The organism is Streptomyces durocortorensis, from assembly GCF_016901035.1.
Classification (GTDB): Bacteria; Actinomycetota; Actinomycetes; order Streptomycetales; family Streptomycetaceae; genus Streptomyces; species Streptomyces durocortorensis.
The window spans coordinates 1-13,156 of sequence record NZ_JAFEUF010000027.1; the positions used below are offsets into that span (position 1 = coordinate 1).

The 13,156-nt window shown below is 72.2% G+C and carries 11 protein-coding genes and 3 pseudogenes; 8 read left to right on the forward strand and 6 right to left on the reverse strand.

The window, feature by feature from the left end; all coding sequences use genetic code 11:
- Together JS521_RS36510 and JS521_RS08355 are read right to left on the reverse strand one after the other, a co-directional pair.
- Positions 1-443, reverse strand: a pseudogene (locus tag JS521_RS36510) (DNA helicase RecD); the annotation flags it as partial.
- Positions 440-1,423: an aldo/keto reductase gene (locus tag JS521_RS08355; RefSeq protein WP_205082093.1), complete on the reverse strand. Its 984-nt coding sequence runs from the start codon at positions 1,421-1,423 to the stop codon at positions 440-442. The pseudogene JS521_RS36510 and the gene JS521_RS08355, both read right to left, overlap by 4 nt.
- A 138-nt stretch (positions 1,424-1,561) precedes the next feature.
- On the opposite strand from JS521_RS08355, the gene JS521_RS08360 reads away from it, so the two are divergent.
- Positions 1,562-2,611, forward strand: coding sequence for an LLM class F420-dependent oxidoreductase (locus JS521_RS08360; RefSeq protein ID WP_205082094.1), 1,050 nt, complete (start codon positions 1,562-1,564; stop codon positions 2,609-2,611).
- Between the two features lie 250 nt (positions 2,612-2,861).
- Positions 2,862-3,650 (forward strand): ferritin-like domain-containing protein, encoded by a 789-nt coding sequence (locus JS521_RS08365; RefSeq protein WP_205082095.1) that lies wholly within the window; start codon positions 2,862-2,864, stop codon positions 3,648-3,650.
- Between the two features lie 16 nt (positions 3,651-3,666).
- Here JS521_RS08365 and corA read toward each other — a convergent pair whose 3' ends face one another.
- Positions 3,667-4,662 (reverse strand): magnesium/cobalt transporter CorA, encoded by a 996-nt coding sequence (corA, locus tag JS521_RS08370; protein WP_205082096.1) that lies wholly within the window; start codon positions 4,660-4,662, stop codon positions 3,667-3,669.
- Positions 4,663-4,711: 49 nt separating this feature from the next.
- Here corA and JS521_RS08375 point away from each other — a divergent pair, with 49 nt between their 5' ends.
- From JS521_RS08375 to JS521_RS08400, 6 genes and pseudogenes are all read left to right on the forward strand, one after another.
- Positions 4,712-5,434, forward strand: coding sequence for a histidine phosphatase family protein (locus JS521_RS08375; protein WP_205082097.1), 723 nt, complete (start codon positions 4,712-4,714; stop codon positions 5,432-5,434).
- 70 nt (positions 5,435-5,504) lie between these two features.
- The gene (locus tag JS521_RS08380; protein ID WP_030085580.1) at positions 5,505-6,095 is read left to right on the forward strand and encodes a DUF3090 domain-containing protein; all 591 of its coding nucleotides are present in this window, start codon (positions 5,505-5,507) and stop codon (positions 6,093-6,095) included.
- Positions 6,059-6,898 (forward strand): SCO1664 family protein, encoded by an 840-nt coding sequence (locus tag JS521_RS08385; RefSeq protein WP_205082098.1) that lies wholly within the window; start codon positions 6,059-6,061, stop codon positions 6,896-6,898. The genes JS521_RS08380 and JS521_RS08385 overlap by 37 nt, the downstream gene beginning before the upstream one ends.
- 112 nt (positions 6,899-7,010) lie before the next feature.
- On the forward strand, positions 7,011-8,240 hold the full coding sequence (mshC, locus tag JS521_RS08390; RefSeq protein ID WP_205082099.1) for a cysteine--1-D-myo-inosityl 2-amino-2-deoxy-alpha-D-glucopyranoside ligase: 1,230 nt from the start codon (positions 7,011-7,013) through the stop codon (positions 8,238-8,240).
- A gap of 112 nt (positions 8,241-8,352) precedes the next feature.
- A pseudogene (locus tag JS521_RS08395) lies at positions 8,353-8,897 on the forward strand (DUF4968 domain-containing protein); the annotation flags it as partial.
- Between the two features lie 50 nt (positions 8,898-8,947).
- Positions 8,948-9,220: an NPCBM/NEW2 domain-containing protein gene (locus JS521_RS08400; protein WP_307847810.1), complete on the forward strand. Its 273-nt coding sequence runs from the start codon at positions 8,948-8,950 to the stop codon at positions 9,218-9,220.
- 79 nt (positions 9,221-9,299) lie between these two features.
- Here the strand turns inward: JS521_RS08400 and JS521_RS08405 are convergent, their stop codons facing one another.
- From JS521_RS08405 to JS521_RS08415, 3 genes and pseudogenes are all read right to left on the reverse strand, one after another.
- On the reverse strand, positions 9,300-10,343 hold the full coding sequence (locus JS521_RS08405) for a PAC2 family protein (RefSeq protein ID WP_205082100.1): 1,044 nt from the start codon (positions 10,341-10,343) through the stop codon (positions 9,300-9,302).
- 100 nt (positions 10,344-10,443) lie between these two features.
- On the reverse strand, positions 10,444-11,502 hold the full coding sequence (locus JS521_RS08410) for an LLM class flavin-dependent oxidoreductase (RefSeq protein ID WP_205082101.1): 1,059 nt from the start codon (positions 11,500-11,502) through the stop codon (positions 10,444-10,446).
- Positions 11,503-11,643: 141 nt separating this feature from the next.
- Positions 11,644-13,050 (reverse strand): annotated as a pseudogene (locus JS521_RS08415) (glycerol-3-phosphate dehydrogenase/oxidase); the annotation flags it as partial.
- Positions 13,051-13,156: the final 106 nt, after the last annotated feature.

Consider the following 13,156-nt stretch of genomic DNA (forward strand, 5'->3'; position numbering starts at 1 on the left):
GGACGCCGGGGGGCCTGTGCCGGGGCGGGCGACGCGAAGAACGCGGAGCCCGCCTTCTCGCCGCTCTCCACCGCCCGGACGGCCGCGAGCAGATCGGCGGCCGTGCCGCTCAGACCCGTACCGGCGGCGATGGGCGCGGCCTTCTCCGCCTTGCGCTTCTCGATCCGCTCCCGCAGCTCGCGCTGGGCGGCCAGCTCGGCCTGCGCCTCCGAGAGCTCGGGGGAGGGCGACGCGTCGGCGGTGCCGTCCGCGGTCGTGGTTTCCGAGGCCGTCGTGTCGGCGGCCCGGTCTTCGGCGGCTGCCTCGGCTTCCCGGACCTGGGCCTCCCCGTCCTCGGCGGCTCCGGGCGCTTCGGCGGGCGCGGGGTCGGCGGCCGCCCCGGCCGTCACGTCCTCGGCCGCCACGTCGTCCGTGCCGGGGGTCTCCCCGGGAAGCGCAGTCACAGGGTGCTCCAGTCCTGGTCGGGATAGCGGTGCACGGGCGCCGACACATCGTCGAGCGCCTGGCAGATCTCGTAGGGAAGACTAAGCGCCTCCACTGACAAAGCCTCCGCGAGCTGACCGGCGTTGCGCGCACCGACAATCGGCGCGGCCACCCCCGGCCGGTCCCGGACCCAGGCGAGCGCCACCTGGAGCGGGCTCGTCGCCAGACCGTCCGCCGCCGTCGCCACCGCGTCCACGACCCGGCCCGCAGCGTCGTCGAGATACGGCTCGACGAACGGGGCGAGCCGCTCGGACGCGCCCCGCGAGTCGGACGGGGTGCCCTGGCGGTACTTGCCGGTGAGCACGCCGCGCCCCAGCGGTGAGGACGGCAGCAGCCCGATCCCGAGGTCCAGCGCTGCGGGCAGCACCTCGCGCTCGATGCCCCGCTGGAGCAGCGAGTACTCCATCTGCGTACTGGCCAGCCGGGTGCGCACCCCGGGCGCGGCGAGCTGCCAGGTGGCGGCCCTCGCGAGCTGCCAGCCGCAGAAGTTCGACACGCCCGCGTACCGCACACGGCCCGAGGAGACGGCCAGGTCCACCGCCTGGAGGGTCTCCTCCAGCGGGGTTTCCGGGTCGAAGGCGTGGACCTGCCACAGGTCCACGTAATCCGTGCCGAGCCGCTCCAGGGACGCGTCAAGGGCGGCCAGCAGATGCCCGCGCGAGCAGTTGACGCGGCGATAGGGGTCCGGGACGTTCCCGGCCTTCGTGGCGATGACCAGATCCTGACGGGGGACCAGGCTGCCGACGAGCCGCCCGAGCAGGTGCTCGGCCTCGCCGCCGCCGTACACATCGGCCGTGTCCACCAGGGTGCCGCCCACGTCCCAGAAGGCCTTCAGCTGGTCGGCGGCGTCGTGCTCGTCCGTGTCCCGGCCCCAGGTGAGGGTGCCGAGCCCGATCCGGGACACGCGAAGGCCGGTACGGCCGAGATGCCTCTGCTCCATGGGCGCTGAGATTACTGGCCACGGCCCCACCGAGTGGAGGCCTGTGGACAACCGGAGGTCCGCCGGGCCTGCCGGATCGCCGCCGCCCGCGCTAGAGTCCGGAGAAAGGGACGTTACTGATCAGTAAGGGGAGCGGCTATGCGGCTCGGCATCAATCTCGGTTACTGGGGCGCCGGCATGGACGGCGACAACCTCGCCGTCGCGCAGGAGGCCGACCGGCTCGGCTATGACGTCTGCTGGGCGGCCGAGGCGTACGGCTCCGACGCCCCGACCGTGCTGACCTGGGTCGCGGCCCAGACCGAGTCGATCGACGTCGGCTCCGCGATCATGCAGATCCCGGCCCGGCAGCCCACCATGACGGCGATGACCGCCGCCACCCTCGACTCGCTCTCCGGCGGCCGCTTCCGCCTCGGCCTCGGCGTCTCGGGCCCGCAGGTCTCCGAGGGCTGGTACGGCGTGAAGTTCGACAAGCCCCTGGCCCGCACCCGCGAGTACGTGGAGATCGTCCGCAAGGCGATGACCCGCGAGCGCGTGAGTTACGAGGGCGTGCACTGGACGCTGCCGCTCCCCGGCGGTCCGGGCAAGCCGATCAAGCTCACCGTGCACCCCCAGCGCGAGCACATCCCGCTCTACATCGCCGCGATCGGCCCCAAGAACCTGGAGCAGACCGGGGAGATCGCCGACGGCGCCCTGCTGATCTTCCCCTCCGCCGAGCACCTGGAGGAGACCGCGATCCAGCCGCTGCGCGCGGGCCGCGAGAAGGCCGGCAAGACCATGGAGGGCTTCGACGTCAGCCCGACGCTGCCGCTGGCGGTCGGCGACGACGTGATGGGCCTCGCCGACATGTTCCGCCCGTACACCGCCCTGTACGTCGGCGGCATGGGCAGCCGGAAGCAGAACTTCTACAACCAGCTCGCCCAGCGCATGGGGTACGAGAAGGAGGCCGCCGAGATCCAGGACAAGTACCTGGACGGCGACAAGGCCGGGGCCGCCGCCGCCGTGCCGCACCAGCTGATCGACCAGACCGCGCTGCTCGGCCCCGTCGAGCGGATCGCCGAGCGGATGCAGGCCTACGCCGCCGCCGGGGTCACCACGCTCAACCTCGCCCCGGCCGGCTTCACCCTGGAGGAGCGGCTCACCGCCCTGCGCGCCGGCACGGACGCCCTGGAGCGCTCCGGCCTCGCCTGAGGGACGGAAGAGGACAGCACTACGGCCGTGGTGGGGGCTCGGGGGTCTTCCCCGCCACGGCCGTCACCCGGAACAACGCGCCGCACGCCCAGGGGTTACGCCGCCCCGGCGGGCTCCGTCCGTGACCGTCGACCCGTGCGGTCCGTGACCGCTCCGGTTGCCGAGTGCCCCGCGGCGCATTTGACTCTCTCTGCGGACTACTGCTCCGCGGACCTCGGCTCCGCGGGCAACGGGTACGGAGGTGGCCGTCATGCTCTCAGCGCAGACCCTGTTCCAGGAGATCCTGGACGACGACGAGTCCTACCGGCTCTTCTGCTCCATCGCCGCGAGCGGCGAGGCCCAGGGCGGCTGGGAGAACGCGCGGATCGCCGCCCTCGTCCCCGAGGGCCGCAGCGACCTGGCCCCCAGGATCGTCCGGCACGGCGCCGACGAGGACAAGCACGGCCGGATCTTCAACGCCCTCCTGAAGAAGCGCGGACTGCCGCCCGTCGAGGTCCCGCCGGAGACCGACTACACGATGCTCCTGGAGCAGCAGGGCATCGGTCTCGCGCACTCCCGGCTGCGCGGTGAGGAGCGGCTCACCGAGCGCGACATCATCATCTATCTGGCCCACAGCCGGATCACCGAGCAGCGCGCGTCCGAGCAGATGCAGCTGCTGCGCCGCTACTTCGCCGACCACCCCGACATCGGCCGCGCGGTGAAGATGATCTCCCACGACGAGGACAACCACCTCGCCTACTGCCACGAGGAACTGCTCGCCCTGGCGCGCGAGGGACACGGCCGCACCATCCAGCGCATCATGCGCGAGTGCGCCCTGGCCGAGATCCGCGTCTACCGCGACGTCAGCCTCGCCGTGATGGCCAACATGGGGCGCATCCTCGGCTGGTCCCGCCCCAAGGCCGCCGTTCTCGCCGCGGGCATCCACGCGGTGTACGCGTACGAGCGCCTCGTCGGCTGGCGGCGCATGGTGACCCTTCGGATGCCGGAGCGGCGCAACGCGCTCGGCAGCCCCGCGGTGCCCGAGCACGAGTACGCCTGAGGCCGGTGGACAGCCCTCAGAGCCAGCCGCGCCGCTTGAACAGCCGGTACAGCCCGTACACCGCGAGGGCCATCAGCGCGACCACCGCCGGGTACGTCCACGGCCAGTGCAGCTCCGGCATGTGGTCGAAGTTCATGCCGTAGATGCCCGCCACCATCGTCGGAACGGCGGCCATCGCCGCCCAGGCGGAGATCTTGCGCATGTCGTCGTTCTGCCGCACGCCCATCTGCGCCAGATGCGCCGACAGGATGTCCGAGAGCAGCCGGTCCAGCCCTTCCACCTGCTCGTTGGCGCGCGTCAGGTGGTCGGCGACGTCCCGGAAGAACGGCTGCGCGTGCTCGTGGACGAACGGCACGCCCGCCCCCGCGAGCCGGGCCATCGGCGCCGTCAGCGGACCGGCCGCCCGGCGGAACTCCAGCACCTGCCGCTTGAAGGTGTAGATCCGGGCGGCGGTGTTCTTTGAGTCGCCTGAGCCGGTCGGTGCGAACACCTGCGTCTCCAGCTCCTCCAGGTCGACCTGGAGCTCGGCGGCCACATCCATGTAGTGGTCGACCACCGCGTCGCTCACCGCGTACAGCACCGCAGTCGGACCGTGCTTCAGCACCTCGGGCTCGGCCTCCAGCCGCCGGCGCACGGCCGCCAGCGGCGCCCCCTCGCCGTGCCGGACCGTCACCACGAACGCGTCGCCGATGAAGACCATCAGCTCGTCGGCGCTGACCGTGTCACTCTCCGGCTCGTAGACGATCGGCTTGAGCACCGCGAACAGCGAGTCGTCGTACACCTCCAGCTTGGGCCGCTGGTGTGCCCGCAGCGCGTCCTCGACGGCCAGCGGGTGCAGCCCGAACTCGTCCCGTACGAGGTCGAACTCCTCCTCCGTCGGCTCGTGCAGCCCGATCCACAGGAATGCGTCGTGCGAGGCCCGCGCCTCGTCCAGGGCGTCGGAGAAGTCGTCGGGCCGTTCGGTTCGGCGCCCGTCCCGGTAGATGGCACAGTCCACGATCACGGCGGGCATTCTTCCCCGTGAGTCCGTCCCCACGCACCTCGGACGTACGCTGGCGGGTATGCCCACGCTGATCCTCGTACGCCACGGACGCTCCACCGCCAACACCGCAGGAGTGCTCGCGGGCCGTACCCCCGGCGTCCTCCTCGACGAACGCGGCGCCGCACAGGCCGCGGCCCTCCCCGGCCGGCTCGCCGCCGTCGTCCCGGTCCTCGCCGTCACCAGCCCCCTGGAGCGCTGCCGGCAGACGCTCCAGCCGCTCCTCGACGCGCGCCCGGGCCTGCCCCTGCACACCGAGGACCGCATCAGCGAGTGCGACTACGGCCACTGGTCGGGCCGGAAACTGGCCGAACTCGCCGACGAGCCGCTGATGTCGGTCGTCCAGCAGCACCCCTCGGCGGCGGCCTTCCCGGGCGGCGAGTCCATGCGCGCGATGCAGGCCCGTGCCGTCGACGCCGTGCGCGACTGGAACGAGCGCGTCGAGGCGGAGCACGGCGAGGACGCCACATACGTCATGTGCTCGCACGGCGACATCATCAAAGCGCTGGTCGCCGACGCGCTGGGCATGCACCTGGACCTCTTCCAGCGCATCCACGTCGACCCCTGCTCGGTCACCGCGATCCGCTACACCCGGCTGCGCCCCTTCCTCCTGCGGCTCGGCGACACCGGCGACCTCGCCTCCCTGGCCCCGCGCGAACACTCCGTCGGGGCCGACGCCGCCGCCTCGCCCGCGGGTGACGGTTCGGCGGACGCGACCGTCGGGGGCGGCGCGGGCGCGCCGTGATCGCTCCGGGCAGTAGGGTGGACGCGCCGTAGCGCCGCCCAACCACCATCGAAGCTCAAGGGAGCAGGACGTGTCCCGTCAGGTGTTCCTCTACGACCCACCGGACCGATTCGTGGCCGGTACGGTCGGATTGCCTGGCCGCCGTACGTTCTTCCTGCAGGCGTCCTCCCAGGGCCGGGTCACCAGCGTGGCCCTGGAGAAGACCCAGGTCGCCGCTCTCGCCGAGCGGATCGACGAACTGCTCGACGAGGTCGTACGCCGCACCGGGGGCAACTCCCCGGTGCCCGCCGTGGCCCCCACCGACGTCTCCGACACCGCGCCGCTCGACGTGCCCGTCGAGGAGGAGTTCCGGGTCGGCACCATGGCTCTGGCCTGGGACGGCGAGGAACAGCGCATGATCGTCGAGGCGCAGGCCCTCGTCGAACTCGACGCGGACTCCGAGGACGACCTCGCGGAGGCGGAGGAGAAGCTCCTCCAGGACGAGGAGAACGGCCCGCCGATGCTCCGTGTCCGGCTCAGCGGTGCCCAGGCCCGCGCCTTCGCCAAGCGGGCCCTGGACGTCGTCAACGCCGGCCGCCCGCCGTGCCCGCTGTGCAGCCTGCCGCTCGATCCGGAAGGACACGTATGCCCGCGCCAGAACGGATACCGTCGCGGAGCCTGACGGACACCGAGCTGCTCGCCCTGCTCGGCGAGGGGGCGCTCACCGTCCTCGGACAGGTCGGCGGGGCGTCCAACGCGGTGCTGCACTGCACGGTGGCGTACGACGGCGAGGAGCGCACCTGCGCGTACAAGCCGGTCGCCGGCGAGCAGCCGCTCTGGGACTTCCCCGACGGGACGCTCGCCCAGCGGGAGGTCGCCGCGTACGAGATCTCCCGGGCGACCGGCTGGGACCTCGTCCCGCCGACCGTGCTGCGGGACGGGCCGTACGGGCAGGGCATGGTCCAGCTCTGGATCGACGGCCCCGAGGACGGCGAGGACGCCCCCGAGCTGCTGGCGCTCGTCGAGGACGAGGAGCCGGGCGACGGCTGGAAGGCCGTGGGCTTCGCGGACGTGGGGGAGGGGAAGACCGCGCTGCTCGTGCACGCGGACGATCCCCGGCTGAGGCGGCTCGCGGTGCTGGACGCGGTGATCAACAACGGCGACCGCAAGGGCGGCCATCTGCTGCCCGCGCCCGGCGGACGCCTCTTCGGCATCGACCACGGCGTCACCTTCAACGCCGATGACAAGCTGCGGACCCTGCTCTGGGGCTGGGCGGGCGAACCGCTCACCGAGGAGGCCCTGGCGGTGCTGGGCCGGCTCGCCGCCGAGCTGGCGCCGGGCGCCGCCCTCGCCACCCGGATGGCCGAACTCATCACACCGGCCGAGCTGGAGGCCTTGCGGGAGCGGGTCGACGGGCTGCTCAAGAGCGCCGTGCACCCGCGGCCGAGCGGCCAGTGGCCGCCCATCCCCTGGCCGCCCGTGTAGCGCGGAGGCGGCGCGCCTACCGCCCGCCGGAGGTTTCACGCAAGAGTGCCTCTTCGGACAGGTTTCCGGTGCCGGTTCGTATCCGGAAGCATCGTCCGGTTACGCTCATGACATGCATGCCTGGCCCGCTTCTGAGGTCCCCGCCCTGCCCGGCAAGGGCCGCGACCTTCGGATCCACGACACCGCGACCGGCGGACGGATCACCCTTGACCCCGGTCCCGTCGCCCGCATCTACGTCTGCGGCATCACGCCGTACGACGCGACCCACATGGGTCATGCGGCGACCTACAACGCGTTCGACCTCGTTCAGCGCGTGTGGCTCGACACCAAGCGGCAGGTTCACTACGTCCAGAACGTGACCGACGTGGACGATCCGCTGCTGGAGCGGGCCGTGCGCGACGGTCAGGACTGGACCGAGCTCGCGGAGCGCGAGACGGCTCTCTTCCGCGAGGACATGACCGCTCTGCGGATGCTGCCCCCGCAGCACTACATCGGAGCGGTCGAGGCCATACCGGGCATCGTGCCCCTGGTCGAACGCCTCCGGGACGCGGGCGCCGCCTACGACCTGGACGGCGACACCTACTTCTCCGTCGACGCCGACCCGCACTTCGGCGAGGTCTCCGGCCTCGACGCCGAGGCGATGCGCCTGCTCTCCGCCGAGCGCGGAGGCGACCCCGAGCGCCCCGGAAAGAAGAACCCGCTGGACCCGATGCTCTGGATGGCCGCCCGCCCGGGCGAGCCGAGCTGGGACGGGGGCTCGCTCGGCGAGGGCCGCCCCGGCTGGCACATCGAGTGCGTCGCCATCGCGCTGGACCACCTCGGCATGGGCTTCGACATCCAGGGCGGCGGCTCCGACCTCGCCTTTCCGCACCACGAGATGGGCGCCTCGCACGCCCAGGCGCTGACCGGCGAGCACCCGTTCGCCCAGGCCTACGTCCACGCCGGCATGGTCGGCCTGGACGGCGAGAAGATGTCCAAGTCGCGCGGCAACCTGGTCTTCGTCTCGGCGCTGCGCCGCGACGGCGTGGATCCGGCGGCCATCCGGCTCGCCCTCCTCTCCCGCCACTACCGCTCCGACTGGGAGTGGACCGACCAGGTGCTGGCCGACGCCGTCGAGCGCCTCGCGCGCTGGCGGGCCGCCGTCTCGCGCCCCGACGGGCCGTCCGCCGACGCGCTGGTCGAGGAGGTCCGCGAAGCCCTCGCCGACGACCTGGACAGCCCCGCCGCGCTCGCCGCGGTGGACCGCTGGGCCGCGCTCCAGGGCGCGGAGGGCGGCACGGACGAGGGTGCGCCTGGCGTCGTCTCGCGTACGGTCGACGCCCTGCTGGGGGTCGCGCTGTAGGGGTTCCGCCGCCCGCCCGATGGCTCGAACCGGCCTCGGACTTCTCTACGAAGTTCGGGGCCGGTTCCTTTTTGTCCATGTTCATGTGCTGCTCGGACTGCTCGCGGCCCTCATGGGGCCCGGCGGGGCCCACGCCGACGAGGCCCCGCCGGAGAGCACCGAGACCATCACCGTCGGGGACGTGACCGGCTTCCGCGCGGACGGGGCGGTCTACCGGCTGACCGCCGGGCAGGCCGAGGCCCGCGTCAGCTTCGTCTCGGACGAGACCTTCCGCATCGAGCTCGCCCCGGACGGGAAGTTCACCGACCCCACCGGCGACGACATCGTCCTGCCGCAGGGCGAGCCGCCCCGGACCCGCTGGAAGGAGCTCGGCGACCGCTACGAGCTGTCGACCGGCTAGGTCCTTCTGCGGGCCTACAAGAAGCCGCTGCGCTTCGCCCTGCACCGGGCGGACGGCAGCCGCATCTGGTCCGAGACGAAGGCCTCAGCTGGACCGGCGAGCAGACCGTCCAGACACTGGCCCGGGGCGCGAAGGAACAGTTCTACGGGGCCGGGATGCAGAACGGCCGCGGCAACACCACCCACCGCGACAAGACCGTCGAGGTCGCCGTCGACTACAACTGGGACGACGGCGGCCACCCCAACTCCGTGCCGTTCTCGCCGGGAAGACGTACGAGAAGGGGATCGGCACCCACGCCGACTCCGACATCGCCGTCCATCTCGGTGGCCGCTGCACCGCGTTCACGGCCGACGTCGGGATCGACGACGAGATCGACGGCTACGGAGAGGTCGCGTTCTCCGTGGAGGGCGACGGCAAGGTGCTGTGGACCTCACCGAAGCTGACCGGCGCCTCGGCGACCGTGCCGACGGACGTGAAGCTCGACGGCGTACGCCAGGTGCGGCTGAAGGTCACCGACACCAACGGGTCCAAGACGGGCGACCACGGCGACTGGGCGGCGGCGAAGTTCCACTGCGCCTGAGCCGTACGGGACGCGGAAAACCGGAGCGCCGCACGGGATCGTCTCCCGCCCCCCGCTCCGCTGTGCGTGACCGCTCCGGTCAGTCCTCCTCGGGACGGTCGCCGGAGCCTCCCTCGCCCTCGGGATCCGACGCCTCGTCAGGTCCCTTGTCCTCAGGCTTCTTTCCCCGGCCCGTCTCCGGACGCGGCGGTTTCGGCGGGCGGGTGCGGCCGCTGGAGGGATCGCGCAGATACGACCCGTCCCCGCTCTCCGTGGCATGGCCGCCCGGCCCCTGCCCGGGACCGCCGTCCCGCCGGCGCAGATACCGCTCGAACTCCCGGGCGATGGCCTCGCCGGACGCCTCGGGCAGCTCCGCGGTGTCCCGCGCCTCCTCCAGCGTCTGCACGTACTCCGCGACCTCGCTGTCCTCCGAGGCCAGCTGGTCCACCCCGAGCTGCCAGGCCCGCGCGTCCTCGGGCAGTTCGCCCAGCGGGATGCGCAGCCCGATCAGGTCCTCGAGGCGGTTCAGCAGCGCCAGTGTCGCCTTCGGGTTCGGCGGCTGCGACACATAGTGCGGGACCGCCGCCCACAGGCTGACCGCGGGCACCCCGGCGTGCGTGCACGCCTCCTGGAGGACCCCGACGATGCCGGTGGGGCCCTCGTACCGCGTCTCCTCCAGGTCCATCGTCCGCGCCAGGTCCGCGTCGGAGGTGACCCCGCTCACCGGCACCGGCCGGGTGTGCGGGGTGTCGCCGAGCAACGCGCCGAGGATGACGACCATTTCGACGCCCAGCTCATGGGCGAAGCCGAGGATCTCGTTGCAGAACGACCGCCAGCGCATGGACGGTTCGATGCCGCGCACCAGGACCAGATCGCGGGGCTTGTCGCCGCCCACCCGCACCACGGACAGGCGCGTCGTCGGCCAGGTGATCTTCCGCGTGTTGCCGTCCAGCCACACCGTGGGCCGGTTGACCTGGAAGTCGTAGTAGTCCTCGGCGTCCAGCGCCGCGAACACCTCGCCCTTCCACTCCCGGTCCAGATGACCGACCGCTGTGGAGGCGGCGTCCCCGGCGTCGTTCCAGCCTTCGAACGCGGCCACCATGACCGGGTCGACCAGCTCGGGCACCGACTCGAGCTCGATCACCCGGGCCTCCTTCCGATGTCTCCATACGTACGGAGCAACCTTACGGCTTCCCGGGCCCCCGGCCGCAGCCCTCTTGCACGGCCGGGTGAACACTGTTCGATCAGTACCGCAGCGAGGACGGCGCCTCCCGCCGCACCACCGGGGCGATCTCCTCCGCGAACCGCTGGAGCGTCTCCACCTGCTCCGGCCGGCCGAGCCCGAAGCCGTCCACGGTGATCGACTGGAGGTCGTGGCGGTAGACCTCGTGCCAGCCGAGGATCTTGTCGATGATCTGCTGCGGACTGCCGATCAGCTGCGGGCCGCCCTCGATCGCCTCCTCGATCGTGCGGAACGGGGTGTTGTAGCCGGCCCTGCCCGCCAGATGCGGTTTGAAGGTCTGCCGCACCTTCGCCTCGTACAGCTCCTTGTAACGCTCCACGGCCGCCTGCGAGCTGTCCGCGATGAGCAGCCCGCCCGATCCCGCCGCGACCTTCGCGTCCGCAGGATCGTGCCCGTACGCCTCGAACCGCTCCCGGTAGTGCGCGATGAGCTTCGCGTACGCCTCACGGGGCTGGATGGCGTTGGCCGTGAACAGCGGGTCGCCGTGCTTGGCCGCCAGCTCGGGAGAGTTGAGGCTGGTCGCCGAGCCGTGCCAGATACGCAGCACACCCGCGTACGGGCGCGGCACCGTCGTCACGTTCTTCAGCGGCGGCCGGAACTCGCCCTCCCAGTCCACGCCTTCCTCGCTCCACAGCCGGCGCAGCAGCTCGTACTTCTCCTTCTGGAGGTCCCACTGCCGCTCCTCCTCCAGACCGAACAGGTCGAAGTGGCCCGCCTCCGCGCCCTTGCCGACGACCAGTTCGATCCGGCCCCGGGAGATCTGGTCGAGCGTCGCGAAGTCCTCCGCCACCCGGACCGGGTCGAGGATCGCGACGACGGTCACGCCGGTGAGCAGCCGGATGGTGCTCGTACGGGCCGCGATGGCGCCCAGCACCACGCTCGGGCTGGAGGAGAGGAAGGCCCCGGCGTGCCGTTCGCCGACGGAGTACGCGTCGAAGCCGAGCCGTTCCGCGATCGTCGCGGTGTCGATCACCTCCTCGAACCGGTCGGCGGCCGGGACGAGTTCACCGGTCAGCGGGTGCGGGTCGTGGCCGATCAGGGAGAGCACGGAGAATCGCATGGACTCCACTGTCCTCGCGGCACATTGCACCCGTGTGGCAGGAGTGTGGCACCGGCTCGGTGCCTGCGGGTACGCGGACGGGGGCGGCTCCCGCGAGGAAGCCGCCCCCGTCCGCGTACCCGTGGGGGGTGGATCGGTGGATCAGTCCCGGTCGGCCAGCAGCTTCTCGACGCCGTCGCGGACGTCGTCCGTCGCCAGGCCCCGGATCGTCAGCGTGGTCCGGCGGCGCAGCACGTCGTCCGCCGTCTCGGCCCACTCGTGGTCGCGGGCGTAGGCGACCTGCGCCCAGATCTCCGGGGCGTCCGGGTGGACGCGCTCGGCCAGCTCCGGGTTCTCGTTCGCCAGCCGGGCGATGTCGAAGGCGAGCGAGCCGTAGTGCGTGGCCAGGTGCCGGGCGGTGTCCGGGGCCATGCGCGGGCCGGGCGCCGGGCCGTCGATGAGCAGCCGGTGGGCGACCGCGTTCGGGTTGGCGATACCGGGGAGCGGCAGCTTCCGCGGCAGCCGGTTCATCGGCTCCATGTCCTCGGCCAGCGGGTGCCCGGGCAGGGCGGCCAGCTTGTTCATCACCGTACGGCCGATGTGGCGGAAGGTCGTCCACTTGCCGCCCGCGACCGACAGCATCCCGCCGCGGCCCTCGGTGACGACCGTCTCGCGCTTGGCCTTGGAGGTGTCGCCGGGCCCGCCGGGCAGCACCCGCAGACCGGCGAAGGAGTAGGTGATCAGGTCGCGCGACAGCTGCTGGTCCTTGATCGAGAATGCCGCCTCGTCGAGGATCTGCGCGGTGTCGGCCTCGGTCACCGAGACGTCCGCCGGGTCGCCCTCGTACTCCTCGTCCGTCGTGCCGAGGAGCAGCATGTCCTCCCACGGCAGCGCGAACGTGATGCGGTACTTGTCGATCGGGGTGGCCAGCGCCGCCCGCCACGGCCGGGTCCGCTTGAGGACCAGGTGGGCGCCCTTGGAGAGGCGGATGGAGGGGGCCGCGTTCGGGTCCTCCATCTTCCGCAGGTGGTCGACCCAGGGGCCGGTGGCGTTGAGCACGAGGCGGGCGTCGACGCCGAACTCGGTGCCGTCGGTGCTGTCCTTCAGCTCGGCGCCGGTGACCCGGCCCCGGGTGAAGCGGAGCCCGGTGACGGCCGCGTGGTTGAGGACGACCGCGCCCGCGTCGACGGCCGCGCGGACCGTCATCAGCGCCATGCGGGCGTCGTTCATCTGGTCGTCGCGGTAGACCGCGACCGCCTTCAGGTCGTCCGTACGCAGCTCGGGGACGTCGCGCTGGGCCTTGGTCGGCGAGATGACGTGGCCGACGCCGTCGCCGAACGCGGAGAGCGCGGAGTAGGCGAAGACGCCCGCGCCGAGCTTGGCCGCGCCGTGCGGGCCGCCCTTGTAGACGGGCAGGTAGAAGGTGAGCGGGTTGGCCAGGTGCGGGGCCACCTCGCGGGAGACCGCGCGGCGCTCGAAGTGGTTCTCCGCGACCAGCTTCACCGCGCCGGTCTGGAGGTAGCGCAGACCGCCGTGGAGGAGCTTGGAGGAGGCGGAGGAGGTGGCGCCGGGGCAGTGGGCCGCGGGCCCCCCCCCCCCCCCCCCCCCCGAAACGCCGGCGCCGGGGGGAGAGGTTTTGGGGGGGGGTTTATTTGGTAAGTGGGGGGACGACAGA

Bases quoted from the DNA above. Each gene is read 5' to 3' on its own strand.
- JS521_RS08410 (WP_205082101.1), bottom strand. From the start codon at position 11,502: ATGCGATTCTCCGTGCTCTCCCTGATCGGCCACGACCCGCACCCGCTG.
- JS521_RS08355 (WP_205082093.1), bottom strand. From the start codon at position 1,423: ATGGAGCAGAGGCATCTCGGCCGTACCGGCCTTCGCGTGTCCCGGATC.
- mshC (WP_205082099.1), top strand. From the start codon at position 7,011: ATGCATGCCTGGCCCGCTTCTGAGGTCCCCGCCCTGCCCGGCAAGGGC.
- JS521_RS08385 (WP_205082098.1), top strand. From the start codon at position 6,059: ATGCCCGCGCCAGAACGGATACCGTCGCGGAGCCTGACGGACACCGAG.
- JS521_RS08375 (WP_205082097.1), top strand. From the start codon at position 4,712: ATGCCCACGCTGATCCTCGTACGCCACGGACGCTCCACCGCCAACACC.
- JS521_RS08365 (WP_205082095.1), top strand. From the start codon at position 2,862: ATGCTCTCAGCGCAGACCCTGTTCCAGGAGATCCTGGACGACGACGAG.
- corA (WP_205082096.1), bottom strand. From the start codon at position 4,662: ATGCCCGCCGTGATCGTGGACTGTGCCATCTACCGGGACGGGCGCCGA.
- JS521_RS08360 (WP_205082094.1), top strand. From the start codon at position 1,562: ATGCGGCTCGGCATCAATCTCGGTTACTGGGGCGCCGGCATGGACGGC.